Raw genomic sequence first — 25,884 nt, 5'->3', positions numbered from 1 at the left:
GCCATGAACCCACGGCATCTGTGCCAGAGACGCCTCCCTTGCGGACAGTGTCCGAACGAATTCGGGCGCTGCCTACAATTTGTCTATTGTCACCATTAATTTTCGGCGCGCCAACCCGGTCGTACGGCTGTCAGACTCCCGCATCACCGCGCCGAACGGTCGCCCGAAACCCATCCATTTCTGCCATGAGCACTCCTGACCAACACGCCCGCGTCCTGATCCTCGGCTCGGGGCCCGCCGGCTACACCGCCGCAGTCTATGCCGCCCGCGCCAACCTGAAACCGATGCTGATCACCGGCATCGCGCAGGGCGGCCAGCTGATGACGACGACCGACGTGGACAACTGGCCCGCCGATGTCGACGGCGTGATGGGCCCGGACCTGATGCAGCGCTTCCAGAAGCACGCCGAGCGCTTCAACACGCAGATCGTGTTCGACCACATCAACAGCGTCGACCTGGGCAAGCGGCCGTTCACGCTGCTCGGCGACTCGGGGCGCTATACCTGCGATGCGCTGATCATCGCGACCGGCGCGAGCGCCAAGTACATCGGCCTGCCGTCGGAGGAGGCGTTCATGGGCCGTGGCGTCAGCGGCTGCGCCACTTGCGACGGCTTCTTCTATCGCGGGCAGGAGGTCTGCGTGGTCGGCGGGGGCAACACCGCGGTCGAGGAAGCGCTGTACCTCTCCAATATTGCAAGCAAAGTTCATTTGATCCACCGCCGTGACAAATTCCGCGCCGAACCGATCCTTGTCGACAAACTCCACGCGAAGGTGGCGGAGGGCAAGATGGAACTGCACCTCTGGCAAACGCTGGACGAGGTGCTCGGCGACGGCTCCGGCGTCACCGGCGTGCGCCTGAAAGCCACCCAAGGCGGGGCCACCTCGGAACTGAAGCTGACGGGCTGCTTCATCGCCATCGGCCATGAACCGAACACGTCCATCTTCAAGGGCCAGCTCGAGATGAAGGACGGTTACCTCATCACGAAGAGCGGTCTCGGCGGCATGGCGACCCAGACCAGCGTGCCGGGGGTGTTCGCGGCCGGCGACGTGCAGGACCATGTCTATCGCCAGGCGATCACCAGCGCCGGCACGGGCTGCATGGCAGCACTCGACGCCCAGCGCTTCCTGGAGCAGTGACGGTGTACATGCGCATCTGACCTGCTATACTCGCGGTCTTTGCCGAAATTCCGGTACCGGCGGTGTTTCAAGTCTTGTGAAGTCTTGTGACTAGCGCCGGATCTAATCGTTTAGGAGAAGCGTCATGGCACGCGTCTGTCAGGTCACGGGCAAAGGCCCGATGGTGGGTAACAACGTTTCCCACGCGAACAACAAAACGAAGCGTCGCTTTCTGCCAAACCTGCAGTACCGCCGCTTCTGGGTCGAGGCCGAGAACCGCTGGGTGCGTCTGCGCATCTCCAATGCGGCGCTTCGCCTGATCGACAAGGTGGGCATCGAGAAGGTCCTCGTCGACCTGCGCGCCCGCGGCGAAATCTAAGGAGCACCGATCATGGCAAAAGGTGGACGCGAGAAGATCAAGCTGGAATCCAGCGCCGGGACCGGTCATTTCTACACGACCGACAAGAACAAGAAGACCACGCCCGAGAAGCTGGAAATGATCAAGTTCGATCCGAAGGCACGCAAGCACGTGACTTACAAAGAGACGAAGCTGAAGTAATAGGTAGCGCACTGCGCTTCACTGAAGAACCCGCCCTGGTGGCGGGTTTTTTGTTGCCCGCCGCATTTTGAGCGGACAAAAGAAAAGGGCCGCGGTCAGCGGCCCTTGGCACATCGATAGCGCGCGCTCGGCGCGTCAGGCGTGCGCGGCCCGCAGCTTGAGGGCGAACTCCTGCAGCGCCGCGATACCGCTCTCCTCGGCCTTCTTGCACCAGGCCTGCAGGTCGACGACCAGTTGCTCCGCGGACACGTTGGTGCGGGTCCAGAGCGAGCGCAGTTCCTCGCGCATCGCGACCAGCTTGGCCAGGCCCGGGCTGTGCTCGACCGCTGCGGCGATCTGCGCCTTCAGCGCGTGCGGGATCTTGTCCTCGTCGCGATGCAGCCAGCGCTTGGCCAGTTCCATGTTCGCGAGCTTGGCGGCGCTGGGCTGGCCCTCGGCCTTCAGGCGCGCCACTTCGGCACGGCTCGCGTGGCGCAGGTTGCGCGCGTACTTGGCCATCACCTCGTAGCGGTTGGCGATGATCGCCTCCAGCGTCTTGTCGTCCGCCACGGGCTTGACGGCGCCGAGCTTCAACATCGGTGGGGTCGTGCGCACCTTGGCCAGACCGAGCATCTCCATGCCGCGGATATAGACCCAGCCGATGTCGAACTCGTAGGGCTTGACCGAGAAACGGGCCGACGTTGGATAGGTGTGGTGGTTGTTGTGCAACTCCTCGCCGCCGATGATGATGCCCCACGGCGTGACATTGCGCGACGCGTCCGGCGCCTCGAAGTTACGGTAACCCCACCAGTGGCCGATGCCGTTGATGATGCCGGTGGCCATCACGGGAATCCAGGCCATCTGCACGGCCCAGACGGTGACGCCGATCGCGCCGAACAGCATCAGGTCGAGCAACAGCATGACGCCCACGCCCTGCCAGCTGAAGCGGGTGTAGAGGTTGCGCTCGATCCAGTCGTCCGGCGTGCCCTTGCCGTACTTGACCATCGTCTCGGCGTTCTTGGATTCGGCGCGATACAACTCCACGCCGGTCAGCAGCAGGGCCTTGATGCCGCGGGTCTGCGGGCTGTGCGGGTCTTCCTCGGTTTCGCACTTCGCGTGGTGCTTGCGATGGATCGCGACGAACTCCTTCGTCACCATGCCGGTCGTGAGCCACAGCCACAGGCGGAAGAAGTGGGACGGGATCGCGTGCAACTCGAGTGCGCGATGCGCCTGGGCGCGGTGCAGGAAGATCGTCACCGAGGCGATCGTGATGTGCGTCGCGACCAGCGCGAAAACCAGCACCTCCCACCACGAGGCCCCGACCAGGCCATCGGCCAGCCAGTTGACCAGCGCATCCCGAACCATCAGAAACGAATCCATTTTCACCTTTGAGCCCGCTCGACGCGCGGGTGCAGTATTGTAAGGGACCGCCCCCGCGCAAACCCCTTCGATTTGACGGGTTTGACGGCGCCTGTTTGAGGCATGTCAAGGCGTTCGGACGAATCTCAATGGCGCTGCCAGACCGCGGCGAAGAAACCGTCTGTTCCATGGCGGTGTGGCCACAGTCGCAGATAGTCGCCGCGCACCAGACTGTCGGCCTGCGCGACATGCGCCTTGGTCAGCGCCTCGACAGCCGGTACCACGGCGAAATCGCGGCCCCGCTCGGCCGTGAAGGCTCGCGCGATTTCCTCGTTCTCCGCCTCGAGCAGGCTGCAGGTGGCGTAGACGAGCCGGCCGCCGGGTTTCAGCAGGCGTGCGGCACTGGCCAGGATCGCCGCCTGCTTGACGCGCAACTCCTCGATCGCCTGCGGCGTCTGGCGCCATTTCAGGTCCGGGTTTCGGCGCAGCGTGCCCAGCCCCGAACACGGCGCATCGACCAGCACCCGGTCCAGCTTGCCCGCCAGGCGCTTGATGCGTTCGTCGCGTTCGTGGGCGATCTGCACCGGGTAGACGTTCGACAACCCGCTGCGCGCCAGCCGCGGTTTCAGCGACGCCAGCCGGTGGCCAGAGGTGTCGAAGGCATACAGCCGGCCGGTGTTGCGCATCTCGGCCCCCAGCGCCAGCGTCTTGCCGCCGGCGCCGGCGCAGAAGTCGGCGACCATCTCGCCGCGCTTGGCGCCGGTCATCAGCGCGAGCAGCTGGCTGCCCTCGTCCTGCACCTCCACGTCGCCGCGCATGAACACCGCGAGCTTGTGCAGCGCCGGCTTGCTGTTGATGCGCAGCCCGAGCGGTGAATAGGGCGTCGGCACCGCCTCGATATTCTCCGCCTTGAACGCGGCTTGCACCTCGTCGCGCTTGGCCTTGAAGGTGTTGACGCGCAGGTCCAGCCCGGCGCCCTGGTTCATGGCCTCGACCAGCGGCCAGAACTCGTCGCCCACGGCCGCCTGCAGCCGCTCGGCCAGCCAGTCGGGCAGGTTGTGGCGCAGCTTGTCCGGCAGCGCGCTGCGATCGACCTGGCTCACCTGCGCCAGCCATTGCTGCTCGGCCTCGCTCAGCGCAGCCCGCAGGAAGCCCTCGTTGCCTTGCCACGCGAGGACCGCGAGGCGCCGCTCCATCTCGCCCTTGCCGGATTGGGCGAGGTGCTGGAACAGCAGCCGCTGCCGCAGCACCGTGTAAGTGGTCTCGGCCAGCGTATGGCGCTCGCGGCTGCCCAGCGTCCGGTTCTGGCGGAAGAAGTCGGACACCACGCCGTCGGCCGGGTGCTTGAGCTGCAGGACCTGGTGGATCAGTTCGGTGGCGAGTTCGAGCAAGGCGTTCGGGTGCATCGGCGGATTATCCTTGGCCATGACCGACAACTCCGATCTGCCCGCCCTGCCCGATGTTCCGCTCGGCCGCTACCGGCACTACAAGGGCGGCGAGTACGAGGTCGTCGGCGTCGCTCGCCACAGCGAGACGCTCGAGCCGCTGGTGGTCTACCGGCCGCTCTACAACGCCACCGGCTGGTGGGTGCGGCCGCATGCGATGTTCTTCGAGACGATCACGATCGACGGCGTCGCGCGGCCGCGCTTCGAGCCGGTGCCCGGGGCGTGAAACCGCTCGTCGGCCACCTGCGCGCCCACCCGCACCTGGTGGTGTCGGGCGTGCTCGGCGCAGTGGCGGCGTTCGCCGCGACCGGCGTCGACAGCGCCATCGCCCGCTGCCTGGTCGGCTGGAACGTCGGCGTCTGGTTCTACCTGGCGTGGACCGGCTGGACGATGAGCCATTCCGACCAGACCGATCTGAAGCGCGTCGCGGTCGCGCAGGCCGAGGGGGCGACCACGGTGCTGGTGATCGTCGCGCTCGGTGCGCTCGCCAGCTTCGGTGCGATCTTCATGGAGCTCGCCGCGGCCAAGGCCAGCGTGCCCAAGCAGGCCTGGCCCCACGTGCTGTTCACGCTCGCCACGGTGACAGGTTCGTGGCTGCTGGTGCCCACCCTCTTCTCCCTGAACTACGCGAGCCTGTACCACGTCAGCGCTGGCGACAACGGCGGCCTGAAGTTTCCGGAGCAGGCGTCGGATTTCGAGCCGGACTACGGCGACTTCCTGTACTTCTCGTTCACCATCGCGGTCGCCTCGCAGACCGCCGACGTGACGATTTCGTCGCGGCCGATGCGCCGGCTCGTGCTGCTGCAGTCGGTGCTGTCGTTCGTCTTCAACACGACCATCCTCGCGTTCACGATCAACATCGCGGCGAGCATGATCTGAGCCTCGCTCAGCGCAACAGCTGCGGCTCGCCCTTGGTGTGCGTGACGATCCCGTGGCTGGTGCGCAGCAGGCCGTGGACGAGCCAACGCACCGCCCTCGGGTACAGCACATGCTCGCGTTCCAGCACGCGCGCGGCCAGCGACTCGGGCGTGTCGGCCGCCAGCACCGGCACCACGGCCTGCGCGATGATCGGTCCGTGGTCGAGCGCGGGCGTGACGAAGTGGACCGTGGCGCCTGCCAGCTTGCAGCCGGCCTCGATCGCACGACGATGGGTATGCAGCCCGGGGAACGCCGGCAGCAGCGACGGGTGCACGTTGATCAGCCGCCCTTCGAAGCGCTCGACGAACTCGTCGGTCAGGATGCGCATGAAGCCCGCCAGCGCCACCACGTCCGGCGTGTGCGCCTCGATCGCCCGCGCCAGCTCGGCGTCGAAGGCCGCGCGCGACTCGAACGCGGTGTGATCGACGACCGCGGTCGCGATGCCGTGCTGGCGCGCGAATTCGAGCCCTGCGGCATCGGCCCGGTTGGCGACCACTGCCGCAACGCGCGCAGTCCAGCCCTCGGTCGCGCAGGCCCGCACGATGGCTTCCATGTTGGAGCCGCGGCCCGAGATCAGAATGACGATTCGCTTCACAGGGCGCGCAGTGTAGCTGTCTGCCCTGCCTAGAATCCTGACGATGAAGCCACGCGTTCTCTCCGGCATGCGCCCGACCGGCGCCCTTCACCTCGGCCACTACCACGGTGCGCTCAAGAACTGGGTCAAGCTGCAGGAGCAGTTCGACTGCTTCTACTTCGTCGCCGACTGGCACGCGCTGACCACGCATTACGAGGATCGATCCGACCTGGAGCGAAACGTCTACGACATGGTCGTCGACTGGCTCGCCGCCGGCATCGATCCCGCGAAGGTCACGCTGTTCATCCAGAGCCGACTGCCCGAGCACGCCGAACTGTTCACGCTGCTCGCGATGGGCACGCCGGTCTCATGGCTCGAGCGCGTGCCGACCTACAAGGACCAGATCGAACAGCTCCGCGGCAGGGACCTGGCGACCTACGGCTTCCTCGGCTACCCGCTGCTGCAGGCGGCGGACATCCTGATCTACCGCGCCGCGTTCGTGCCGGTCGGCGAGGACCAGGCGCCGCACGTCGAGATCACGCGCGAGGTGGCGCGCCGCTTCAACCACCTCTACGGCCGCGGCGAGACGGTGCTGCCGGAGCCGGCAACGCTGCTGACCGAGACCGCCAAGCTGCCCGGCCTCGACGGCCGCAAGATGAGCAAGAGCTACGGCAACGACATCGCGATGCGCGACGCGCCGGCCGAGGTCGAACGCAAGGTCCGCCGCATGCAGACCGATCCCGACCGCGTGCGTCGCACCGACAAGGGCGACCCCGAGCGCTGCCCGGTCTGGCAGTTCCACCGGGTGTATTCGGATGCCGACACCCAGGCCTGGGTGCGCACCGGCTGCACGACCGCCGGCATCGGCTGCCTCGACTGCAAGCAGCCGGTGATCGACGCGATCGTCAAGGAACAGCAGCCCTGGCGCGAGCGCGCCGAGGCCTACCTCGCCAACCCGAAGCAGGTGCAGTGGATCGTCGAGGTCGGGACCGAGCAGGCGCGCGGCGTCGCGCGCGCGACGATGCGCCAGGTGCGCAGCGCGATCGGCCTGAACTACTGAACCGGCGGATTACTGGGCGGCGAGCGCCGTCAGCGCGTCCGCCACGTCCTGCGCGCTGACGCCCACGCCGTGCGCGACCGGCGCGTCCGGCACCGCGGCAATGCCCTCGGCCTTCAGCCGTGCGACGCACTGACCGGCCTCGCGGCCCGACTCGAACGCATCGCTCTGCAGCAGCACGCGACCGTCCGCGGCCGCCAGCTTGAAGTAGAACTTGCCGTCGGCCTCGCGGTACTGCTTGAAGCTCGGCAAGGCGAGCTTCGCCTTCGCGGCAGCCGCCGGCGCGGCCACCGCGACCATGCGGCGCAGTCCGACCGCGTCGCGCAGCTCGGCCAGGAACGGCGCCGCGACGAGCCGCGCCTTGCGTGCGCCTTCGAGCAGCGTCTCCTCGATCCGCTCCGGGTGCGCCATCAGCTCGGCATAGCGCGCGCGCATCGGTCCCATGTCGCGCTCGATGCGTTTGACCACATGCGCCTTCGCATCGCCCCAGCCCATGCCGGCCGTCAGCTCGGCGCGGAACGCCGCACGTTCGGCGTCGTCGGCGAACGCCTCGAAGATCGAGACGAGGTGGGCGCTGTCCGGATCCTTCGGCTCGCCGGGCAGCTTCGAGTCGGTGACGACACGCGCGATCGCGTCGCGCAGGCCCTTCGCGCCGCCCTCGAACAGCGGCACGGTGTTGTCATAGCTCTTGCTCATCTTGCGGCCGTCGAGGCCGGGCAGCATCGCCACGCGCTCGTCGACGTTCGCCTCGGGCAGCACGAACAATTCGCGCCCCTGCCCGAAAAGGTGGTTGAAGCGCTGCGCCAGGTCGCGCGTCATCTCGATGTGCTGGACCTGGTCGCGGCCCACCGGCACGCGGTGGGCGTTGAACATCAGGATGTCGGCCGCCATCAGGATCGGGTAGCTGAACAGGCCCATCGTGATGCCCGCGTCCACGTCCTCGCCCGCGGCCAGGTTCGCGTCGGCCGCGGCCTTGTAGGCGTGCGCGCGGTTCATCAGGCCCTTGGAGGCGACGCAGGTCAGCAGCCAGGTCAGCTCGGGGATCTCGACGATGTCGCTCTGCCGGTAGAAGGTGGCACGTTCGGTGTCGAGCCCCGCGGCGATCCAGGTGGCGGCGATCTCGAGTCGCGAGCGCTCGATGCGCGCCGGCTCGTCGCACTTGATCAGCGCGTGGTAGTCGGCCAGGAAGAAGAAGCTCTCGACGCCGGGCTCGCGGCTCGCGGCGATCGCCGGGCGGATCGCGCCGACGTAATTGCCGAGGTGCGGGGTGCCGGTCGTGGTGATGCCGGTGAGAACGCGTTGGATCATGTCGTGGGCTGAGGTTGAAGAGGCGGCCGTCGTTCGAGCGCATCGGCGATCGCCTGGGCGTTGAAGCCGAGCAGGCGCTGGCCGCGCACCAGCATCACCGGCGTGCCGGGCGCCATCAGCGCGTTGTACTTCGCGGCGCAGGTGGCGTCGCGCTCGATCAGGCATTCGGTGAACGGGACGCGATTCTCGTCGAACCATGCGCGCGCCGCGGCACAGTAGATGCAGGTGACCGACGCGATCATGTGGATGTCGCCCGGGCGCGCGACGGCCGCCACCTGGGCGCCCAGACGCTCGCGGGACCACCACTGGAAGCCCTGCACCGCCGCGCTGCCGACCACCACCGCGGTCACCAGCCCGAGCAGCGAGCGCAGCGGCGTAGCGCTCACGGGCGCACCGGGCGCGTTCACACCGCGGCCGTCACCACCATCTCGACGCGCCAGTCCGGCTTCGCGAGGTTGGCCTGCACGGTCGCGCGCGGCGGCGCATCGCCGGGCGCGAGCCAGTCTTCCCAGACCTCGTTCATGACCGGGAAGTCGGCCAGGTCCTTGATGAAGATCTGGCACATCAGGATGCGCGCCTTGTCGGTGCCGGCCTCGTGCAGCAGCTTGTCGATCGCGGCCAGCACCTGCTCGGTCTGGCCGCGGATGTCGGCCGACGCGTCGGCGGCCACCTGGCCGGCGAGATAGACCGTGCCGTTGTGGATGGTCATCTCGGACAGTCGATCGCCGACGTGGAATCGGCGCAGGCCCTGGGTCATGATTTCGCTCCGTGTTTGGGTGAGGGATGTCGGGTGGCGGCCACCTTCTGGCCGAGCTTGCTTTCGGTGCCCTTCAGCAGCTTGTCGATGTTGGCGCGGTGCCGGTAGATCAACAGCAGGCCCATCGCGGTGACCGTTACCGCGACGGGGCCGCCGCCCCAGATCAGGATTTGATAGAACGGCGCGAACACCGCCGCGACGATCGCCGCCAGCGACGAATAGCGGGTGAACGCCGCGATGATGACCCAGGTCGCCAGCGTCGCCAGGCCCAGCCACGGATTCAGGCCGAGCAGCACGCCGGCCGCGGTGGCCACGCCCTTGCCGCCCTTGAAGTGGAAGAACACCGGCCACAGGTGCCCGAGGAAGGCCGCCAGGCCGACCAGCGCGAGCGTGCCCTCGTACAACCCGTGCGCCGCACCGAACTGCTGCACCAGCAGCACCGGCAGATAGCCCTTGAGCGCGTCAAGCAGCAGCGTCACGACCGCGGCGGCCTTGTTCCCGGAGCGCAGCACGTTGGTCGCGCCGGGGTTGCCCGAGCCGTAGGTGCGCGGGTCGTTCAGGCCCATCGCGCGGCTGACGATCACGGCGAAGGACAGCGAGCCGACCAGATAGGCGGCCAGCGTGGCGAGCGCGGGATAGAGGGTCTGCATGGAGGGTGAGGCGCGTAGTGCGGGGCGGGCGCTATTTTGCGCCCTGCGCCATCGCAGCGATCACAACCCGCAGTTCACCGGCTTCGCGCCGAGCAGGTCGACCAGGACCTGCGGCGCCATCCCGACCAGGTAGCCGCGCCGCCCGCCGTTGATGCAGATGCGCGGCAGCGCCAGCGCCGTCTCCTCGAGGTACACCGGCATCGCCTTGCGCAGGCCGAACGGCGAGGTGCCGCCGACCATGAAACCGCTGTGCCGCTGCGCCACCTCCGGCTTGCACGGCTCGACCGACTTGGCCCCGATCTGGCGCGCGAGGTTCTTGGTGCTGACCTGCTTGTCGCCATGCATCAACACGATCAGCGGCTGCGCGCGCTCGTCCTGCATCACCAGCGTCTTGATGACCTCGTGTTCCGGCACGCCGAGCTGTTTGGACGATTCGGCGGTGCCGCCATGCTCGACGTAGTCGTACACATGCTCGGTGAAGGCGATGCCGTGCTCGCGCAGGAACTTCGTCGCCGGCGTCTCGCTGACGTGGGCACCCTTCTTCATCGCGAGTCACGCAGCGGCCGGTTCATGGCGCGCGAGTTTATCCGCCGCGAAAGCGTGGCACAGTGCGGACCGATGTCTTGGCTGTCCGCTCCCCTGTCCCCGCTGCTGATGGCCGCCAGCCTCGCGATCGTGTTCGGCGCGGGCATCGTGCGCGGGTTCGCGGGTTTCGGTTTCTCGGCGCTCAGCGTGGCCGGACTCGCGTTGATCGTTTCGCCGGCCCAGGTCGTGCCCGCCATCTTCGTGCTGGAGGTGCTGGCCAGCATCAGCCTGCTGCGCAGCGCCGCGCGCGACATCGACTGGCACTGGCTGAGCTGGCTGATCGCCGGCAACGTGTTGTGCCTGCCGCTGGGCATCCTGCTGCTCGCCTGGTTGCCCGAGACGCCGCTGCGCTTGCTGATCGGCGCGCTGCTCCTGCTCGCGGCGGTGCTGCTGCGCAGCGGCTTCAGCCTCGCGCTGGCGCCAAGCAGGCCGGTGCGGCTCGGCGTGGGGATGGCATCGGGTTTCGTCAACGGCGTCGCGGCGATCGGCGGGATCGCCGTCGCGGTGATGCTGAGCACCTCGCAGATCGCCCCGGCCGTCATGCGCGCGACGCTGATCGCCCTCTTCCTGTTCACCGACCTGTACGCGCTCGCCTGCTCGGCGCTGGTCTCCCTCGGCACCGAGGCGCCGACCGCGCTGCTCGGCGCCGACACGCTGCGTTGGGCGTTGTGGCTCGCACCGGCGATGCTGGTCGGCATCTGGGTCGGCCAGCGCTCATTCGTCGGCGTGTCGCCGGCGCAGTTCCGACGCCACGTGCTGAACCTGCTGATGCTGATCGCCGGCATCAGCGTGCTGCGCGCACTGGTCGAACTCGTGGGACAGTCGGGGTCATGATGCGCCCGTCCCCACCGAGTTGGACCACCGAGATCTGGGAGCGCATGCGCCGCCACTTCCTGCTCAAGCTGTTCGGCACGACCGCGTTCACCTGGGTGTTCTTCCTCGGCTACTTCCACCTGCTGCGCTACCCGGCGCACGAGGTCGTGGTGATGCCGCTCACCGCACTCGACCACTGGATCCCGTTCCAGCCCTGGACGCTGGGCGCCTACCTGTCGCTGTGGCTGTACGTCGGCGTCGCGCCGGGGCTGCAGCTGACCTTCCGCGAACTGGTGGTCTACGGCCTGTGGGCCGCCGCGCTGTGCCTGACCGGCCTGGGCATCTTCTACGCCTGGCCGACCGCGGTGCCGCCGCTCACCTTCGACGTCTCGGGCTACGCCGGCTTCCAGATGCTGCAGGGCGTCGACGCATCGGGCAACGCCTGCCCGTCGATGCACGTCGCGATCGCGATCTTCACCGCAGCGCGCATCGAGCACGTGCTGCGTGGCGCCGGCGCGCCGCGGACGCTGCGGGCGCTGAACATCGCCTGGTTCGCGGCGATCGCGTGGTCGACCCTCGCCGTCAAGCAGCACGTGGTACTGGACGTGCTCGCCGGCGCCGCGCTCGGGCTGGCGTTCGTCGGGCCGTCGCTGCGTTGGCGGCCGGCGGGCGATTTCGCGCCGATTCGTGCGGATATCATCGAGCGCATGCCGACGGATGCCGCCTCATGAGCTCTCTGAAAGAACTTCAGGACCTGATCCAGGAAAAATTCGGCCTCGACGCCGCCGAGCTCGACCCGCACGCCTCGATGCGCGAGAAAGGCGTCGATTCGCTGGCGCTGGTCGAACTGCTGTTCGCGATCGAGGACCACTTCGGCATCTCGATGTCGGACGAGGATTCGAGCATCGACACGCTGGCCGACCTGGCCGCAGCGGTCGACAAGATCCGGGAAAAGCAGGCGGCGTGAGCGCCGGGGTCGTCGTCACCGGGCTGGGCGCGGTCTCGCCGCACGGCGACGAACTGGCCACCCTGTTCGACTCGCTCTGGCACGGCCACTCGGCGATCGCCCCGATCTTCCCGGAGCTGCCCAAGCCCGCGGCGGCCGCCGTGGCGCCCTTCGATGCGATGCGCTGGTTCACCAAGCTGCAGCTGGCCGGCGTGGACCGCGTCAGCCAGCTCGCGGTCGCGGCCGCCGACCTCGCGGTGCGCGATGCCGGCTTCGCGGCCAGCACCGCCGGTGAGGCGGTCGACCCGGAACGGATCGGCCTGTATGTCGGCTGCGGCATGGGCGGGGCCGCGGCGCTCGAAGCCGGCTATCGCGGCGGCGGCCGCGTGCCGCCACTGACGATCCCGGCGTTCATGCCGAACGCGCCGGCCGCGCACGTCGCGATGCGCCAGCGCGTGCAAGGCCCCGTGCTGACCTATTCGGTCGCGTGCGCATCGTCGGCGGTCGCGATCGCCGAGGCAGCCGCCGCGGTAGAGCGCGGCGACGTGGACCTGGCGATCGCCGGCGGCAGCGAGGCGCTGATCGTCCCCGGTGTGGTGCTGGCCTGGCAGGCGATGCAGACGCTTGCCACCTTCGAACCGGGATGCGCCGCCACGGCGGTTCGCCCGTTCGCGGCCGACCGCAGCGGCTTCGCGCTCGGCGAAGGGGCCGCGTTCGTGATGCTCGAATCCGCCGAGCACGCGCGCCGCCGTGGTGCGCGCGCCTATGCGCGTCTCGCCGGCTGGGGCTTGAGCTGCGACGCGACCCACCTGACCAAGCCCGACGCCCCCGGCCAGGCCCGCGCACTGCGCGCCGCGCTGCGCCGCGCCGGCCTGCAGCCGCGCGATGTCGGCTACTGCAACGCCCACGGCACCGCCACGCGCATCGGCGACGCGGTCGAGCGCGAGGCGCTCGCGACGGTCTGGGGCGACGCGCTCGACACGCTCCAGGTCAGCTCCACCAAGGCGCTGCACGGCCACCTGCTCGGCGCCGCGGGTGCGCTCGAGGCGGTGGTCACCGTGCTCGCACTTCACCGGCGGGCCCTGCCGCCCAACGCCCATGGCGCCAGCGCCGATCCCGACTGCCCGCTGAACCTGGTGCGCGAGCCCGGCACGATGGCACCGCACCTGAGCGCGGCCATCACCAACTCGTTCGCCTTCGGCGGCACGAACTCGGTGCTGCTGTTCACCCGGCCCTGAGCGCGCGGTCGCGCCGCGGGCCCGGCGTATGCTTGGTCCGACCGTCCCCAGCACCCGAAGAGAACCGACGATGAGCACCACCATTGCAGCCACCCTGATTCCCGGCGACGGCATCGGGCCCGAGATCGTCGACGCCACGCTGGCCGCGCTCGACGCGCTGAAGGCCCCGTTCGAATGGGACCGCCAGATCGCCGGCCTCGGCGGCGTTCAGACCAGCGGCGACCCGCTGCCCCAAGCGACGCTCGACAGCATCCGCCGCACCCGCCTGGCGCTCAAGGGACCGTTGGAGACGCCGTCCGGCGGTGGCTACCGCTCGTCGAACGTGCGCCTGCGCGAGGAGTTCAAGCTCTACGCCAACCTGCGCCCGGCGCGCACACTCATCCCGGGCGGCCGCTTCGACAACATCGACCTGGTGGTGGTGCGCGAGAACCTCGAGGGCCTGTACATCGGCCACGAGCACTACGTGCAGATCGACGACGACCCGCATGCGGTGGCGATGGCCACCGGCATCAACACCCGCGCCGGCAGCCGCCGCCTGCTCGAATACGCGTTCGAGACCGCGGTCGCGACCGGCCGCAAGAAGGTCACGATCGTGCACAAGGCCAACATCATGAAGGCGCTGACCGGCATCTTCCTCGAGACCGGCCTGGAGCTCTACGAGCGCAAGTACAAGGGCCGGTTCGTGCTCGACACCGTGATCATCGACGCCTGTGCGATGAAGCTGGTGCTGAACCCGTGGCAGTTCGACATGCTGGTCACGACCAACCTGTTCGGCGACATCCTGTCCGACCTGGTGGCCGGCCTGGTCGGCGGGCTCGGCATGGCCCCGGGCGCGAACATCGGCGCCGACGCGGCGATCTTCGAGGCCGTGCACGGTTCGGCGCCCGACATCGCCGGCAAGGGCATCGCGAACCCGACCGCGATCATGCTGGCGGCCGCGCTGATGCTCGACCACGTCAAGCGGCCGGAACTCGCCACGCGGCTGCGCCGCGCGCTCGACGAGACGCTGAACCTCGACAAGGTGCGCACCGGCGACCTGGGCGGCACGGCGGGCACCGCCGCGTTCACGAAGGCGCTGGTCAGCCGGATTGCGAACGGCTGAGCGGCCGGGCGCCGATCAAATCACGACCGCGCCCAGTTGCCGCGCCACCTCGAGCAACTGCGCATTGATGTCGACCTCGACGCCGCGCACCGGCGTCGCGCCGAGGAAGAAGGTCTCCCGCCCCCGCTGTGCGACGATGCGGAAGCTGTCGGCACCCTGCGAGCGCGCGTAGATCACGGTGTCGCAGGTGTCGGAGATCAGCGCCTTGTTGCCGGTCGTCGATGCGGCTTCGTAGAAATTGCTGCCTCGCGGCGCTTCGGTGAGTATCCACATGGTCGGTTCTCGATTCGCGGTGAGCGGAACCGTCTAATGTGCCCCAGATGAACGACCTCCAATCACTGCTGACCGACACGCCCGGCGCCGCGCTGATCCTCGCCGCCATGGTGGCCGGGAGCCTGTTCGGGCTGTACCGCTCGCCGGCGCTGATCGAGCGGAATCTGTTCCGCCCGTACTGGCTGCTGCCGCGCCGGCAGTGGCACACCCTGGTCACCAGCGGCTTCCTGCACGCGGACATGACGCACCTGCTGTTCAACGCGTTCACGTTCTGGGCGTTCGGCTTCGGCGTGGAGCGCACGATCGGCACACCCGCGTTCCTCGCGCTGTATTTCTTCGGCCTGTTCGTCAGCGACGCGGGCACCTGGCTGAAGCACCGCCACGATCCCGAGTACCGCAGCCTCGGTGCGTCGGGCGCGATCCTCGCAGTGCTGTTCGCGTCGATCGTCTACCACCCGTCGAGTTCGATCTTCATCCTGCCGATCCCGGTGCCGATCCCCGCGCCGCTGTTCGCGCTGTGCTACGTCGCGTACAGCTGGTATGGGGCCCGGCAGGCGCGCGGCCGCGTCAACCACGACGCGCATCTGGCGGGTGCGTTCGCCGGCATCGCGTTCGTCGCGCTGACCGACTGGCCGGCGCTGCTGCACGCGCTGCGCAGCTTCGCGAGCTGAGTCGTCCCTACAGCAGCGCGCGCATCCGCGCCGCCGCCGCCTGCAGCGCCGGCAGCTGCGCGACCGCCTCGTCGAGCGCCAGGCGCGCCACCGGCCCGTGCACCGCGATGGCCGCGCGGCTGGTGCCGTCGGCGCCTTGCACCGGCACCGCCACCGCCACCAGCCCGGCGATGAACTCCTCGCGGTCGCAGGCGTAGCCCTGCTCGGCGATGCGCTCGCACTCGGCGCGCAGGCCCTTGGCCGAGACGATGGTGTTGCGCGTCATGCGTGGCAGCGGCAGCTGCGCGATCAGCGCGTCGCGCGCCGCCTGCGGCATCTGCGCGAGGAACAGCTTGCCGCTCGCGGTGCAGTGCAGCGGCACGTGCGCGCCGACGTCCAGCGTCAGGCGCAGCGGCCACTGCGCCTCGACCCGGTCGAGGTAGAGCACCTGCGCGCCGTCGAGCGTCGTGAAGTTGCAGGTCTCGCCGACCCTGGCGACCAGCTCGGCCAGCACCTCGTGGCGCAGTCCGCGCACGACGCCGTGGTTCAGCGTGTCGAACGCGAGCTGGCGCAGCGCCGGGCCGACGATGAACGAGCGCTCGTCCACGTCGCGCGCCAGAAAGCCGGTGGCCAGCAGCTGGGTGCAGATGCGGTGCGCGGTGCCCTTGGGCAGCGCGAGCCGGGCCGCGAGGTCGGCCAGCGACAGCGCCCGCCCTTCATTGGCCAACAGCGACAGCAGCCGCAGGCTGCGCTCGGCCGAAGAGCCGGTGGCAGGCTCGGCGTCGACCTCGGGTAACGGACTCGCGGGCGCTTTGCTCATTCGGGTAAACGATAAAAATGGAACATTGCGTTCCGAAAATATTAAACCTACGATCCAGCGTCGCGAGCCGGAAACCGGATCGCATTGTTCCACTCCCCCACGTCAGCGCGACGGCCACATTTTCCATGAGCGAAGAATTCGATTACGTCGTCGTCGGCGCCGGCTCCGCCGGCTGCGTGCTGGCGGCCCGCCTGAGCGAAGACCCGGCGACGCGCGTGCTGCTGCTGGAAGCCGGCCCGGCCGACCGCTCGCTGTGGATCCACCTGCCGATCGGCTACGGCAAGACGATGTGGAGCGACAAGTACAACTGGCGCTTCAACACCGACCCCGACCCGAACATGAACGGCCGGCGCATCTACTGGCCGCGCGGCAAGACCCTGGGCGGCTCGAGCTCGATCAACGGCCTGATCTACATCCGCGGCCAGCGCGAGGACTACGACCACTGGGCCGCGCTCGGCAACACCGGCTGGGGCTACGACGACGTGCTGCCGTACTTCGTCAAGTCCGAGGGCAACCAGCGCGGCGCGATCCCGCTGCACGGCGGCGACGGGCCGCTGAAGGTCTCGGACATCGGCGCGAAGCACGAGCTGATCGAAGCGTTCATCGGCGGGGCCCAGCAGATCGGCGTGCCGCGCACCGACGACTTCAACGGCGCGACGCAGGAAGGCGCCGGCTACTACCAGCTGACCACCCACCAGGGCTGGCGCTGCAGCACCGCCAAGGCCTACATCGACCCGGCGCGCGGCCGCCCGAACCTGCGCATCGAGACCGAGGCGTTCGCGGCCGGCCTGATCATGGAAGGCACGCGCGCGGTCGGCGTGCGCTACCGGCAGGGCGGCGTGATGAAGGAGGCGCGCTGCACGGCGGAGGTGCTGCTTTCGGCCGGCTCGATCCAGTCGCCGCAGCTGCTGCAGCTGTCGGGCATCGGGCCGCGCGCGCTGCTCGAGAAGCACGGCGTCCCGGTCGTCGTCGATGCGCCCGGCGTCGGCGAGAACCTGCAGGATCACTTGCAGATCCGCCTGAGCTACGAGTGCACCAAGCCGATCACGACGAACGACCAGCTCAACTCGATCGCCGGGCAGATGAAGATCGGCCTGCAGTGGCTGCTGTTCCGCAGCGGCCCGCTGGCGATCGGCATCAACCAGGGCGGCTGCTTCATGCGCGCGCTGAAGGATGCAGACGGCCGGCCCGAGGCGGCCACGCCCGACATCCAGTTCCACGTCGCGACGCTGTCGGCCGACATGGCCGGCGGCAAGGTGCACCCGTACTCGGGCTTCACGATGTCGATCTGCCAGCTGCGGCCCGAATCGCGCGGCCACCTGCGCATCCGCAGCACCGACCCGTTCGAGGCGCCCGAGATGCAGCCGAACTACCTTTCGACCGAGCTCGACCGCCGCACCGCGGTGGCCGGCATGAAGGCGGCCCGCGCGATCGCGGCATCCGCGGCGATGAAGCCCTACGTCAAGCGCGAGGTCAAGCCCGGCCCCGACGCGACGAACGACGCCGACCTGCTCGAGTTCTGCCGCAACAACGGCGCGACGATCTTCCACCCGACCGGCACCTGCCGCATGGGCGGCGACCCGCTCGCGGTGGTCGACGCGCGGCTGCGCGTGATCGGCACCACCGGACTGCGGGTCGTCGACTGCTCGGTGATGCCCACGCTGGTGTCGGGCAACACGAATGCGCCGGCGGTCATGGTCGCCGAGAAGGCCGCCGACATGATCCGCGCCGACGCGCGAAAGATTTCGACGAGGATGGAAACCCAACGGTCCCCAGTGGCCGACACAACGGAGACAACGCAATGAGCACTGTAGTCAGCACACCGGACGAGAAGGCGGTCCGCAAGGTCGTCATCTCGGCGCTCGTGGGCGCCAGCATCGAGTGGTACGACTTCTTCCTGTACGGCGTGGTCGCCGGCATCGTGTTCAACAAGCTGTACTTCCCGGGCAGCGACCCGGTGGTCGCGACGATGCTGGCCTACACCACCTTCGCGGTCGGCTTCGTGACGCGACCGCTCGGCGGCGTGATCTTCGGCCATTTCGGCGACAAGATCGGGCGCAAGAGCATGCTGGTGATCACGCTGATGATCATGGGCATCGCGACCTTCCTGATCGGCCTGGTGCCGACCTACGCGCAGATCGGCATCGGCGCGCCGCTGCTGCTCCTTCTGCTGCGGGTGCTGCAGGGCATCGGCCTGGGCGGCGAATGGGGCGGCGCGGTGCTGATGGCCTACGAGTACGCGCCGAAGAACAAGCGCGGCTTCTACGCCTCGCTGCCGCAGATCGGCCTGGCGATCGGCCTGTGCATGGCCTCGGGCGTGGTCGCGCTGCTGTCGTCGCTGCTGACCGACGCGCAGTTCATGTCCTGGGGCTGGCGCGTCGCGTTCCTGCTGTCGGGCGTGATGGTGATCGTGGGCATGTACATCCGCCTGACGATCCAGGAGACGCCGGAGTTCGCCGCGGTGAAGGCACGCAACGCCGAGCTGCGCATCCCGTTCATCGACATGATCAAGCGCTACCCGGGCAACGTGCTCAAGGGCATGGGTGCACGCTACATCGACGGCGTGTTCTTCAACGTCTTCGGCGTGTTCTCGATCAACTACCTGACCAGCACGATCAAGATCAGCCGCACCGAGGCGCTGCTCGGCGTGATGGCCGCGGCGGTGGTGATGTGCTTCACGATCCCGTTCTTCGGCCGGCTGTCGGACCGCATCGGCCGCCCCAAGGTCTACATGTGGGGCTCGATCATCACCGCGTTGTCGGCCTTCCCCGGCTTCTGGATGATGACGAACTCGGGCGGCAGCACGCTGATGATCTGGCTCGCGATCATCGTGCCGCTGGGCATCCTCTACGCCGCCGTGTACGGCCCCGAGGCGGCGCTGTTCTGCGATCTCTTCGACGCCAAGGTGCGCTACACCGGCATCTCGTTCGTCTACCAGTTCTCCGGCATCTTCGCGTCCGGCATCACGCCGATCATCGCCACCGCGCTGATCAAGTCGGGCGGCGGCGAGCCGTGGCAGCTGTGCATGTACGTGGTCTTCGCGGGGCTCGTCTCGGCCCTGTGCGCATGGCTGATCGGCCGCTCGCCCGAGCCGGCCGGTGCGCTGACGCCGGCCCCCGCGCGCGCGCGCTGACGGTCAGGCCAGTGCCGGGCTGCGTTTGCCCGGCACGCCCAGCCGCTCGGGCGACAGGTACTGCTGGCGGTAGATCTCGAACGGGAGGCTGTCGTTGGCCTCGATGCGCTTCTGCTCCTCGACCGAGGCTTTCGATTCGGCGGCAAAGCGGGCCTGCACGTCGTCGCCGAAAGGCAGCGCGAGCAGCGCGTTGCGGGTCTGCAGCGACTGCGCCCGCGTGAAGGCGAGATAGGAACTGTCGAAGTCGCGCGCCATGGCCGCGAGCACGCGCGCCGACGGCGCGGTGTCGGGGTTGCGCAGCGTCGCGTTGGCCGCGGCCAGCGCATCGCGGTAGCCGGTGCCGCGGTGCAACCCGTCCAGGCGCAGCGCGACCGGCGCCAGCGCGGCAAGGATATCGCCGCCCCATTCCGTCAGCGTCACCGCCGCATCGCCGCGTTCCAGGCGCAGGCCGGGTTCGCGGCCGCGCGCGGCGACGCGCTGCTGGTTGCGCGCCAGCGCGGCGATTTCCTCGGGCGTGTCGGGCGGGCTGTCCGCCAGCAGGCAGTGCAGCAGGAACATGTCGAGGAAGCGCATCGTCGGCGAATCGATGCCGACCGGCACGAACGGGTCGAGGTCCATGCAGCGCACCTCCACGTACTCGACGCCGCGCTCGCGCAGCGCGTGCAGCGGCCGCTCGCCCGGGAAGATCACGCGCTTCGGCCGGATCGTGCCGTAGAACTCGTTCTCGATCTGCAGCAGGCTGGTCGCGAGCTGGTTGTAGTCGCCGCCCGGGTTGCGGATGCCGACCTTCTCGTAGGCCGCATACGGCTTCGTCAGCGCCACCTGCAGCGAGGCGGCGTAGCTCTCCAGGCTGTTGTAGCTGACCGAGAGCGTCGACTGTGCGTCGCTCTGGTAGCCGAGCCGCCCCATGCGCAGCGAGGTGCCGTGCGGCATGTGCAGGCTGCCGCTGCCGATCGGCTGCAGCTCGTGCTCGCGCCCGGCGACGAAGCTCGAGCACAGCGCCGGCGAGGCACCATACAGATAGAGCAGCAGGAAGGACTCGCGCCGGAAGTTGCGGATCAGGCCGAAGTACTCGTCGGTCGTGACGCCCGGCATCGACCAGTTGTAGTGGATGCCCGAGATGGTCTGCATGCGCCGGCCGTAGCGGTGGCCCAGCCCCATGCGGTAGACGCTCTTCGCGCGGCCCACGTTCGACGAGCCGTAACGCCCGATCGGGATCGTCTCGTCGGTCGGCAGCCCGCAGGGCATGCTCGACACCCACAGCATCTCGTCGCCGAGCTCGCGCAGCGCGCGGTAGCTGAACTGGTGGATCTGCGTCAGCTCGTCCACGCAGGCCTGCGCGCTCGGGTGCACACCGGTGACGAACTCAAGTTGCGACTCGCTGAAATCGGTGGTGATGTGCGGGTGGGTCAGCGCCGATCCGAGCGCGGCCGGGTGCGGCGTCGCCGCCAGGCTGCCGTCGGGCAGCGCGCGCAGGCTCTCCTTCTCCACGCCGCGGCTCATCGCGCCCAGGCGTGAATCCGGCAATTCCCGCAGGCGTTGGTCAAAACCGCTCATGCGGCATCTCCTCAGAACTTTCTTGGGGCGGACGGTAACAGACCTTGGATTTGCCTGCCCCGCGCGGGGAAGCCGGCCGGGCAGCGGAGAATCGGCGATCAGGCGACGCCCGGGCGCGCCGCGCGGAACGACCGAGGAGACGAGCATGTTCCAACCCGACTTGATGGCCGGCCAGCGCATCCTGGTCACCGGCGGCGGCACCGGCCTGGGCCAGGCCATGGCCGAGCGCTTCCTGAGCCTGGGCGCCGACGTCGCGATCTGCGGCCGGCGCCAGGCCGTCTGCGAGGAAACGGCCGCGACCTGGCGCGCCCAGTACCCGCAGCGCCGGATCGACACCTTCGGCGTCGACATCCGCCACGCGCAGGCGGTGGACGAGATGGTCGAGAGCCTCTTCGCCAGCGGCGGGCTGACCGGGCTGGTCAACAACGCCGCCGGCAACTTCATCGCCCCGACCGAGAGCCTGTCGCCGCGCGCGTTCGACGCGATCGCGGGCATCGTCTTCCACGGCAGCTTCTACGTGACGCAGGCGGTCGGCAAGCGCTGGGTCGCGCAGGCCAAGGACGGCACCTGGCAGCGCGGCCAGCCGATGCGCAGCGTGATGAGCATCATCGTCACCTGGGTCGAGAACGGCAGCCCGTACGTGGTGCCATCGGCGATGAGCAAGGCCGGCATCGACGTGATGACCAAGTCGCTCGCGACCGAATGGGCACGCTACGGCATCCGTCTGAATTCGGTGGCGCCCGGCGAGATCCCGACCGAGGGCATGAGCAAGCGCCTGAACCCGGGCGAGCAGCCCGGCGAGCGCAGCATCCGCAAGAACCCGATGGCGCGCCCGGGGCAGATGAGCGAGCTGCAGAACCTGGCCAGCTTCCTGATGGCGCCGGGGCAGTGCGACTGGCTCACCGGCCAGAGCATCGCGATGGACGGCGGCAATGCGCTCGCCACCGGCGGCAATTTCTACGAGTTGCGCGAGTGGAGCGATGCCGACTGGCAGGCCGCGCGCGAGCGCATCGAGGCGCAGAACGCCAAGGACCGCGCGCAGCGCTGACGCGCCCGCCGCCCGCGCATGCGTACCGGCTTCGACTTCAGCTCCTGGCAGGGCGTGCTCTCGACGCTGATCGGCATCGTCCTCGTCTCGCTGGTGGCGGTCGGCATCCGGCTGCTGGTGATGCAGAGCGTGCAGATGCGGCGCGAGCGCCAGAACCGCCAGATCAACGAGCGGCTGAAGACGCTGATCGCCGCCTACAAGGTGCTCGGCGGCTCGTTCACCGGCGAACTGAGCGTGGACCCGAGCCACCGGCGCGATCGCCGCGCGCGCACCGAGGCGGCCGACGCCCCGCCGCTCGAACCGACCTTCGACGCGACCGACGCGTTCGACCGCCCGCGTCGCATCCGCGACGCCGTCGAGGCCGCGCTGTCCGACATCATCCTGCTCGGCACGGACGAGCAGGTGCGGCTCGCGGCGCGGGCGGCCGAAGAGATGGCCGGCGGCCGGCCGGTCGAGACCGCCGAGCTGGTGGTCTCGTTGCGCACCTTCATTCGTGACGTGCTCGACCTCGAAGCCGTCCCGGTCGATCTGGCGATCCCGAAGCAGGGCCCGCTGCGGTCGGGCGGCGGCGGCGCGCGGGGCGGCCGCGCCGGGGGTGGCACCGGGGGCGGCGGGCGGGGCGGCGGCCGGGCCTGAGATCGCGCGACACTTTCGCGGGTTGACGTGACTTCCGACACGGGCAGCGCCACGACGGCCCGGCATAGAGCCGCACGGTGGCAGACTGCCTCGGGCGAGGAACGGCGCCATTCGGCCCTTCCGGCGCCCAGCTTCCGCGCCGACCGCTTGCGCGGTGTCTCGCGGAAGACGCCTTGATGGACCAGCGCAGTATCGATCGACCGGGCGTCGCTGACGCCCCCGAGCCCCCACAGACGGAGAGGATCGAACGCGAGCTGCTCAGCCAGCTCGCGCGGCGGATGCAGCTGTCGGCCGCGACGTCCTTCATCGGCTACGGCTTGCAGGCCGTGCTGCTGATCGGTGTGGTGTCGCCGCGGCTGCTGGCGATCTGGGTCGCCGCGGTGGCGTTGTGCGAGGCCTGCAACGGCATCATCGCGTACCGGCTCGGGCGCTCGGTGGAAGAGCCCGCCCGACGCGCGCGCTGGCTCGCGCTGCTGCATCTCGGCCTGCTGATGACCAGCAGTTCCTGGGGCGCCGTGATGCTGCTGCCGGGCGTCAGCGGTCGGCTCGACGTCCAGACGCTGCAGGGCCTGTGCATCGCCGTCGCCGGGATCATCTCGGTGCACAACCTGGCCTACCACCGCGGTTGCCTGGCGATGTTCAGCCTCGGGTTCGCGCTGCCGGTCACCTGGGCCACGCTGCTCGATGGCTTCCCGCCCCAGCTGGCCCTGGCGGGCGCGGCCCTGGTCGTGATGACGCAGATCTACGGCTGGTCGACCCGCGCGCTGACCTTGAACGTCATCCGCACCAACATCGTCAACGCGCAGATGACGGCCGAACTGCGGCGCGGCCACGACGAGCTGACCGAGTTGACCGCCCGCCTGCGTCGCCTGGCGATGCTGGACCCGCTGACCCAGTGCCTGAACCGACGCGCGCTGATGGAGGAGATGTCGCGCGAGCGCGCGCGCTGCGAGCGCTACCAGTCGAGGTTCGGGCTGATCATGCTGGACCTGGACTACTTCAAGGCGATCAACGACCGGCACGGCCACGGCGTCGGCGACGCGGTGCTGGTCGCGGCGTCCGCGCGCCTGCGCGAGCAGCTGCGGCCCACCGACTTCCTCGGCCGCTGGGGTGGCGAGGAGTTCATGTGCCTGCTGACGCACGCGTCGGCCGGCGCGGTCCACGAGAAGGCCGAATCGATGCGCCGCTCGCTCGAGCGCGACGCGATGGACATCGCCGGCCTGGTGGTCGAGGTGACGACCTCGGTCGGCGTGGCGATCTACCGACCCGGCCAGAGCCTGGACGAGCTGATCGAGGCGGTCGACCAGGCGCTGTACCGTGCCAAGGCGTCCGGGCGCAACCGGGTCTGCAGCTAGGCGACGGCCGCGACCGGCGGCGGCAGCGTCTTGCATTCCTCGAACACGCGCGCGGTGCAGGTCGCGCAGATGTCGCGGTCGAGCCGGTCGAAGATCATCGCGATCGCGATCCGCTTGGTGGCGAAGATGTGGTCGGCGCCGAGTTCGGTCGTGAAGTTCACCCGTTGCCAGAGTTCGAGCACCGGCGGGCGTGGGCGGTGGAAGTACAGGTCGCCGCCGGCGGCGCGGCGCTTGATCATCTCGTCGCGCCACAACTCCGCCGCCGGCACGTCGATGAAGTTCATGCTCTTGGCCATCACCAGCAGGTGCTTCGCCGGCTCGGCGCGCAGGTCGCGCAGCTGGTCGGCCACATGGGGTACGGCGCCGAAGTAGACCTCGCCTTCCATGCGGATCATCTTCAGCTGCGGGCATTCCGGCAGCGGCGCCGGCACGTCGGCGCGGACGACGAACGGCCGCTCGGGCTCGACGCTGTCGAAGCCCATCACGCGCATGAACGGGCGCGAGGTGCGGTAGAGGTAGGTCACCAGAGACAGGATCGTGCCGAGCAGGATCGCCATCTCGATGCGGATCGTCATCGTCGCCAGCCCGGTCACCAGCGCGATCGCGAAATCCTGGCGGCTGTGCCGCGCCAGGCGCCGCCAGCCCGGGATGTCGAACAGCGACCAGGCGATCACCAGCAGCAGCGCGGCGATCGCCGACATCGGGATCAGCGCGAGCAGCGGCGCGGTGAACGCGATCAGCAGCAGCAGCCACAGCGACGCGAAAACCGCCGCCAGCGGCGTGCGCGCGCCGGCCTCCAGGTTCGGCATCGAGCGGTTCAGCGAGCCGCACGAGACGTAGGAAGAGAAGAAGCCGCCGACGATGTTCGACAGCCCCTGGCCGCGGAACTCGCGGTTCGCGTCGATCGCCTGGCCCGAGCGCGCCGCGACCGCCTTGGCGATCGAGATGGACTGGCCGAGCGCGACGATCGTCAGCGCGAACGCGATCGACAGCAGCTCCGGGATGCTGCTGAGGGCGACGGCCGGCCAGTGGAAGCGCGGCACGATCGGCGGGATGCTGCCGACGACCGCGATCGCGCCCCATTGCGGCCACGGCGACACGCTGTTGAGCAGCGCCGCCAGCGCGGTGCCGGCGATCAGGCCGAGCAGCATGAATGGCCACTTCGGCAGCATGCGGCGCAACACCAGCACGGCCGCGAGCGTGAACGCGCCGACCAGCAGCGCGCCGGGCTGCAGGTTGTCGAGGTGCTGGCCGATGTGGAGGAACAGCGCACCGGTGCCGTGCTTCTCGGGAGCCGGCAGGCCCATCAGGTCGGTCAGCGAATGAACCGCGATCAGCGCCGCGGCCCCGGTCATGAAGCCGCGCAGGGCCGACGGCGAGATGAAGTTGGCGATCGAGCCCAGCCGCAGCACGCCGATCAGCCACTGCATCACGCCGACCAGCACGGTGACCGCCAGCGCGAGCTGGATGTACGCCGGCGAGCCGACCGCGGCGAGCGGCGCCAGCGTCGCGAACAGCGCCAGCGAATTGGCGTTGGTCGGCCCCGAGACCACGTGCAGACTGGAGCCGAACAGCGCGGCGATCACGCACGGCACGATCGCGGTGTACAGGCCGTACTCCGGCGGCAGGCCGGCGAGCGCGGCGAACGCGAAGCCCTGCGGCAGCACCAGCAGGGCGCCGAGGATGCCGGCGATCAGGTCGGCACGAAGGGTCAGCTTGTCGACACGGCCCACCCAGGGGCCGAACACGCGCGAGAGAAGTGCGGTCATGGACGGCTATTGTCGCCGCGCCACGGACCTCGGATCTCGGACCAGCGCCGAGCCGCCCCCAGCGGTCCGAGCTCCCCTCGGGGGAAGGCGCCGCGGGCGCCCAGGGGCCGTCATTTCACATCCGTCCCTTCCACGGCACGACGGTGCGCTCGACCCAGCGCATCAGCAGGTCGAACATGTAGGCCACGACGCCGATCACGATGATCCCCATGATCACGATGTCGGTGCGCAGGAAGTT

29 protein-coding genes and 1 pseudogene are annotated in these 25,884 nt (G+C 69.1%); 17 read left to right on the top strand and 13 right to left on the bottom strand.

The window, feature by feature from the left end:
• Window positions 1-185 precede the first annotated feature (185 nt).
• From trxB to rpmG, 3 genes are all read left to right on the top strand, one after another.
• Entirely contained in the window at window positions 186-1,136 is a 951-nt protein-coding gene (gene trxB, locus ASC76_RS14255; RefSeq protein WP_056467534.1) for a thioredoxin-disulfide reductase, read from the top strand.
• A gap of 124 nt (window positions 1,137-1,260) precedes the next feature.
• Complete coding sequence (gene rpmB / locus ASC76_RS14250) at window positions 1,261-1,494, top strand: 50S ribosomal protein L28 (protein ID WP_056467531.1); 234 nt, start codon at window positions 1,261-1,263, stop codon at window positions 1,492-1,494.
• Window positions 1,495-1,506: 12 nt separating this feature from the next.
• Window positions 1,507-1,674 carry a 50S ribosomal protein L33 gene (rpmG, locus tag ASC76_RS14245; RefSeq protein ID WP_056467528.1) on the top strand — a complete coding sequence of 56 codons (168 nt, stop codon included), beginning with the start codon at window positions 1,507-1,509 and terminating at the stop codon, window positions 1,672-1,674.
• Window positions 1,675-1,809: 135 nt separating this feature from the next.
• Here rpmG and ASC76_RS14240 read toward each other — a convergent pair whose 3' ends face one another.
• Window positions 1,810-3,033 (bottom strand): fatty acid desaturase, encoded by a 1,224-nt coding sequence (locus tag ASC76_RS14240; protein WP_056467525.1) that lies wholly within the window; start codon window positions 3,031-3,033, stop codon window positions 1,810-1,812.
• Window positions 3,034-3,158: 125 nt separating this feature from the next.
• Window positions 3,159-4,418, bottom strand: a complete 1,260-nt coding sequence (locus ASC76_RS14235) for an RsmB/NOP family class I SAM-dependent RNA methyltransferase (RefSeq protein ID WP_056467522.1) — start codon at window positions 4,416-4,418, stop codon at window positions 3,159-3,161.
• Between the two features lie 19 nt (window positions 4,419-4,437).
• On the opposite strand from ASC76_RS14235, the gene ASC76_RS25755 reads away from it, so the two are divergent.
• Window positions 4,438-4,683 carry a DUF1653 domain-containing protein gene (locus ASC76_RS25755; protein WP_056470818.1) on the top strand — a complete coding sequence of 82 codons (246 nt, stop codon included), beginning with the start codon at window positions 4,438-4,440 and terminating at the stop codon, window positions 4,681-4,683.
• Window positions 4,680-5,336 (top strand): DUF1345 domain-containing protein, encoded by a 657-nt coding sequence (locus tag ASC76_RS14225; protein ID WP_056467519.1) that lies wholly within the window; start codon window positions 4,680-4,682, stop codon window positions 5,334-5,336. The genes ASC76_RS25755 and ASC76_RS14225 overlap by 4 nt, the downstream gene beginning before the upstream one ends.
• Before the next feature lie 7 nt (window positions 5,337-5,343).
• On the opposite strand, the gene purN is transcribed toward ASC76_RS14225, so the two are convergent.
• Window positions 5,344-5,970 carry a phosphoribosylglycinamide formyltransferase gene (gene purN, locus ASC76_RS14220; protein WP_056467516.1) on the bottom strand — a complete coding sequence of 209 codons (627 nt, stop codon included), beginning with the start codon at window positions 5,968-5,970 and terminating at the stop codon, window positions 5,344-5,346.
• Window positions 5,971-6,013: 43 nt separating this feature from the next.
• Here purN and trpS point away from each other — a divergent pair, with 43 nt between their 5' ends.
• Entirely contained in the window at window positions 6,014-7,009 is a 996-nt protein-coding gene (trpS, locus tag ASC76_RS14215) for a tryptophan--tRNA ligase (protein ID WP_056467513.1), read from the top strand.
• Between the two features lie 9 nt (window positions 7,010-7,018).
• Here the strand turns inward: trpS and ASC76_RS14210 are convergent, their stop codons facing one another.
• Genes ASC76_RS14210 through ASC76_RS14190 form a run of 5 tightly spaced genes read right to left on the bottom strand, consistent with a single transcriptional unit; the run spans window position 7,019 to window position 10,267 of the window.
• Complete coding sequence (locus ASC76_RS14210) at window positions 7,019-8,314, bottom strand: tryptophan--tRNA ligase (protein ID WP_056467510.1); 1,296 nt, start codon at window positions 8,312-8,314, stop codon at window positions 7,019-7,021.
• A complete protein-coding gene (locus ASC76_RS14205) occupies window positions 8,311-8,700 on the bottom strand; it encodes a hypothetical protein (protein ID WP_157615713.1) in 390 nt (129 codons plus the stop codon). Before ASC76_RS14205 ends, ASC76_RS14210 begins: the two co-directional genes overlap by 4 nt.
• A gap of 17 nt (window positions 8,701-8,717) precedes the next feature.
• Window positions 8,718-9,071: a RidA family protein gene (locus ASC76_RS14200; protein WP_056467504.1), complete on the bottom strand. Its 354-nt coding sequence runs from the start codon at window positions 9,069-9,071 to the stop codon at window positions 8,718-8,720.
• Window positions 9,068-9,721, bottom strand: coding sequence for a glycerol-3-phosphate 1-O-acyltransferase PlsY (gene plsY, locus ASC76_RS14195; protein WP_056467501.1), 654 nt, complete (start codon window positions 9,719-9,721; stop codon window positions 9,068-9,070). Before plsY ends, ASC76_RS14200 begins: the two co-directional genes overlap by 4 nt.
• Before the next feature lie 60 nt (window positions 9,722-9,781).
• A complete protein-coding gene (locus tag ASC76_RS14190) occupies window positions 9,782-10,267 on the bottom strand; it encodes an aminoacyl-tRNA deacylase (protein ID WP_056467498.1) in 486 nt (161 codons plus the stop codon).
• A 72-nt stretch (window positions 10,268-10,339) separates the two neighbouring features.
• On the opposite strand from ASC76_RS14190, the gene ASC76_RS14185 reads away from it, so the two are divergent.
• The 5 genes from ASC76_RS14185 (at window position 10,340) to ASC76_RS14165 (ending at window position 14,405) form a co-directional block, all read left to right on the top strand.
• Window positions 10,340-11,140, top strand: coding sequence for a sulfite exporter TauE/SafE family protein (locus ASC76_RS14185; protein ID WP_056470815.1), 801 nt, complete (start codon window positions 10,340-10,342; stop codon window positions 11,138-11,140).
• Window positions 11,137-11,850: a phosphatase PAP2 family protein gene (locus ASC76_RS14180; RefSeq protein WP_371262133.1), complete on the top strand. Its 714-nt coding sequence runs from the start codon at window positions 11,137-11,139 to the stop codon at window positions 11,848-11,850. The genes ASC76_RS14185 and ASC76_RS14180 overlap by 4 nt, the downstream gene beginning before the upstream one ends.
• Window positions 11,847-12,086, top strand: a complete 240-nt coding sequence (locus ASC76_RS14175) for an acyl carrier protein (RefSeq protein ID WP_056467495.1) — start codon at window positions 11,847-11,849, stop codon at window positions 12,084-12,086. Before ASC76_RS14180 ends, ASC76_RS14175 begins: the two co-directional genes overlap by 4 nt.
• A complete protein-coding gene (locus ASC76_RS14170; protein WP_056467492.1) occupies window positions 12,083-13,303 on the top strand; it encodes a beta-ketoacyl-[acyl-carrier-protein] synthase family protein in 1,221 nt (406 codons plus the stop codon). The genes ASC76_RS14175 and ASC76_RS14170 overlap by 4 nt, the downstream gene beginning before the upstream one ends.
• Before the next feature lie 70 nt (window positions 13,304-13,373).
• Window positions 13,374-14,405 (top strand): isocitrate/isopropylmalate dehydrogenase family protein, encoded by a 1,032-nt coding sequence (locus ASC76_RS14165; protein WP_056467489.1) that lies wholly within the window; start codon window positions 13,374-13,376, stop codon window positions 14,403-14,405.
• A 15-nt stretch (window positions 14,406-14,420) separates the two neighbouring features.
• Here the strand turns inward: ASC76_RS14165 and ASC76_RS14160 are convergent, their stop codons facing one another.
• On the bottom strand, window positions 14,421-14,678 hold the full coding sequence (locus tag ASC76_RS14160) for a hypothetical protein (RefSeq protein WP_056467486.1): 258 nt from the start codon (window positions 14,676-14,678) through the stop codon (window positions 14,421-14,423).
• A 47-nt stretch (window positions 14,679-14,725) separates the two neighbouring features.
• On the opposite strand from ASC76_RS14160, the gene ASC76_RS14155 reads away from it, so the two are divergent.
• Entirely contained in the window at window positions 14,726-15,349 is a 624-nt protein-coding gene (locus ASC76_RS14155) for a rhomboid family intramembrane serine protease (protein ID WP_056467483.1), read from the top strand.
• 7 nt (window positions 15,350-15,356) lie between these two features.
• On the opposite strand, the gene ASC76_RS14150 is transcribed toward ASC76_RS14155, so the two are convergent.
• On the bottom strand, window positions 15,357-16,148 hold the full coding sequence (locus ASC76_RS14150) for an IclR family transcriptional regulator (protein ID WP_056467480.1): 792 nt from the start codon (window positions 16,146-16,148) through the stop codon (window positions 15,357-15,359).
• A 125-nt stretch (window positions 16,149-16,273) separates the two neighbouring features.
• On the opposite strand from ASC76_RS14150, the gene ASC76_RS14145 reads away from it, so the two are divergent.
• Window positions 16,274-17,953, top strand: coding sequence for a GMC family oxidoreductase (locus ASC76_RS14145; RefSeq protein WP_056467477.1), 1,680 nt, complete (start codon window positions 16,274-16,276; stop codon window positions 17,951-17,953).
• The gene (locus ASC76_RS14140; protein ID WP_056467474.1) at window positions 17,950-19,281 is read left to right on the top strand and encodes an MFS transporter; all 1,332 of its coding nucleotides are present in this window, start codon (window positions 17,950-17,952) and stop codon (window positions 19,279-19,281) included. Before ASC76_RS14145 ends, ASC76_RS14140 begins: the two co-directional genes overlap by 4 nt.
• Window positions 19,282-19,284: 3 nt before the next feature.
• Here the strand turns inward: ASC76_RS14140 and gshA are convergent, their stop codons facing one another.
• Window positions 19,285-20,838 (bottom strand): glutamate--cysteine ligase, encoded by a 1,554-nt coding sequence (gene gshA / locus ASC76_RS14135; RefSeq protein WP_056467471.1) that lies wholly within the window; start codon window positions 20,836-20,838, stop codon window positions 19,285-19,287.
• Window positions 20,839-20,983: 145 nt separating this feature from the next.
• On the opposite strand from gshA, the gene ASC76_RS14130 reads away from it, so the two are divergent.
• The 3 genes from ASC76_RS14130 to ASC76_RS14120 all read left to right on the top strand — a co-directional run bounded on the left by ASC76_RS14130 (window position 20,984) and on the right by ASC76_RS14120 (window position 23,877).
• On the top strand, window positions 20,984-21,886 hold the full coding sequence (locus ASC76_RS14130) for an SDR family oxidoreductase (RefSeq protein ID WP_056467468.1): 903 nt from the start codon (window positions 20,984-20,986) through the stop codon (window positions 21,884-21,886).
• 18 nt (window positions 21,887-21,904) lie between these two features.
• A complete protein-coding gene (locus tag ASC76_RS14125; RefSeq protein ID WP_082549195.1) occupies window positions 21,905-22,522 on the top strand; it encodes a hypothetical protein in 618 nt (205 codons plus the stop codon).
• Window positions 22,523-22,698: 176 nt separating this feature from the next.
• Window positions 22,699-23,877, top strand: coding sequence for a GGDEF domain-containing protein (locus ASC76_RS14120; RefSeq protein ID WP_082549194.1), 1,179 nt, complete (start codon window positions 22,699-22,701; stop codon window positions 23,875-23,877).
• On the opposite strand, the gene ASC76_RS14115 is transcribed toward ASC76_RS14120, so the two are convergent.
• Window positions 23,874-25,646, bottom strand: coding sequence for a SulP family inorganic anion transporter (locus ASC76_RS14115; RefSeq protein WP_056467461.1), 1,773 nt, complete (start codon window positions 25,644-25,646; stop codon window positions 23,874-23,876). The two genes, ASC76_RS14120 and ASC76_RS14115, sit on opposite strands and share 4 nt — an antisense overlap.
• Before the next feature lie 115 nt (window positions 25,647-25,761).
• Window positions 25,762-25,884: pseudogene (locus tag ASC76_RS25400) on the bottom strand (taurine ABC transporter permease); the annotation flags it as partial.

Origin of the sequence: Rhizobacter sp. Root404 (assembly GCF_001425865.1) — a bacterium.
Classification (GTDB): Bacteria; Pseudomonadota; Gammaproteobacteria; order Burkholderiales; family Burkholderiaceae_C; genus LMDS01.
The sequence above is the reverse complement of the archived record's forward strand: the minus strand, read 5'-3'. Positions and strand labels throughout refer to the sequence as shown.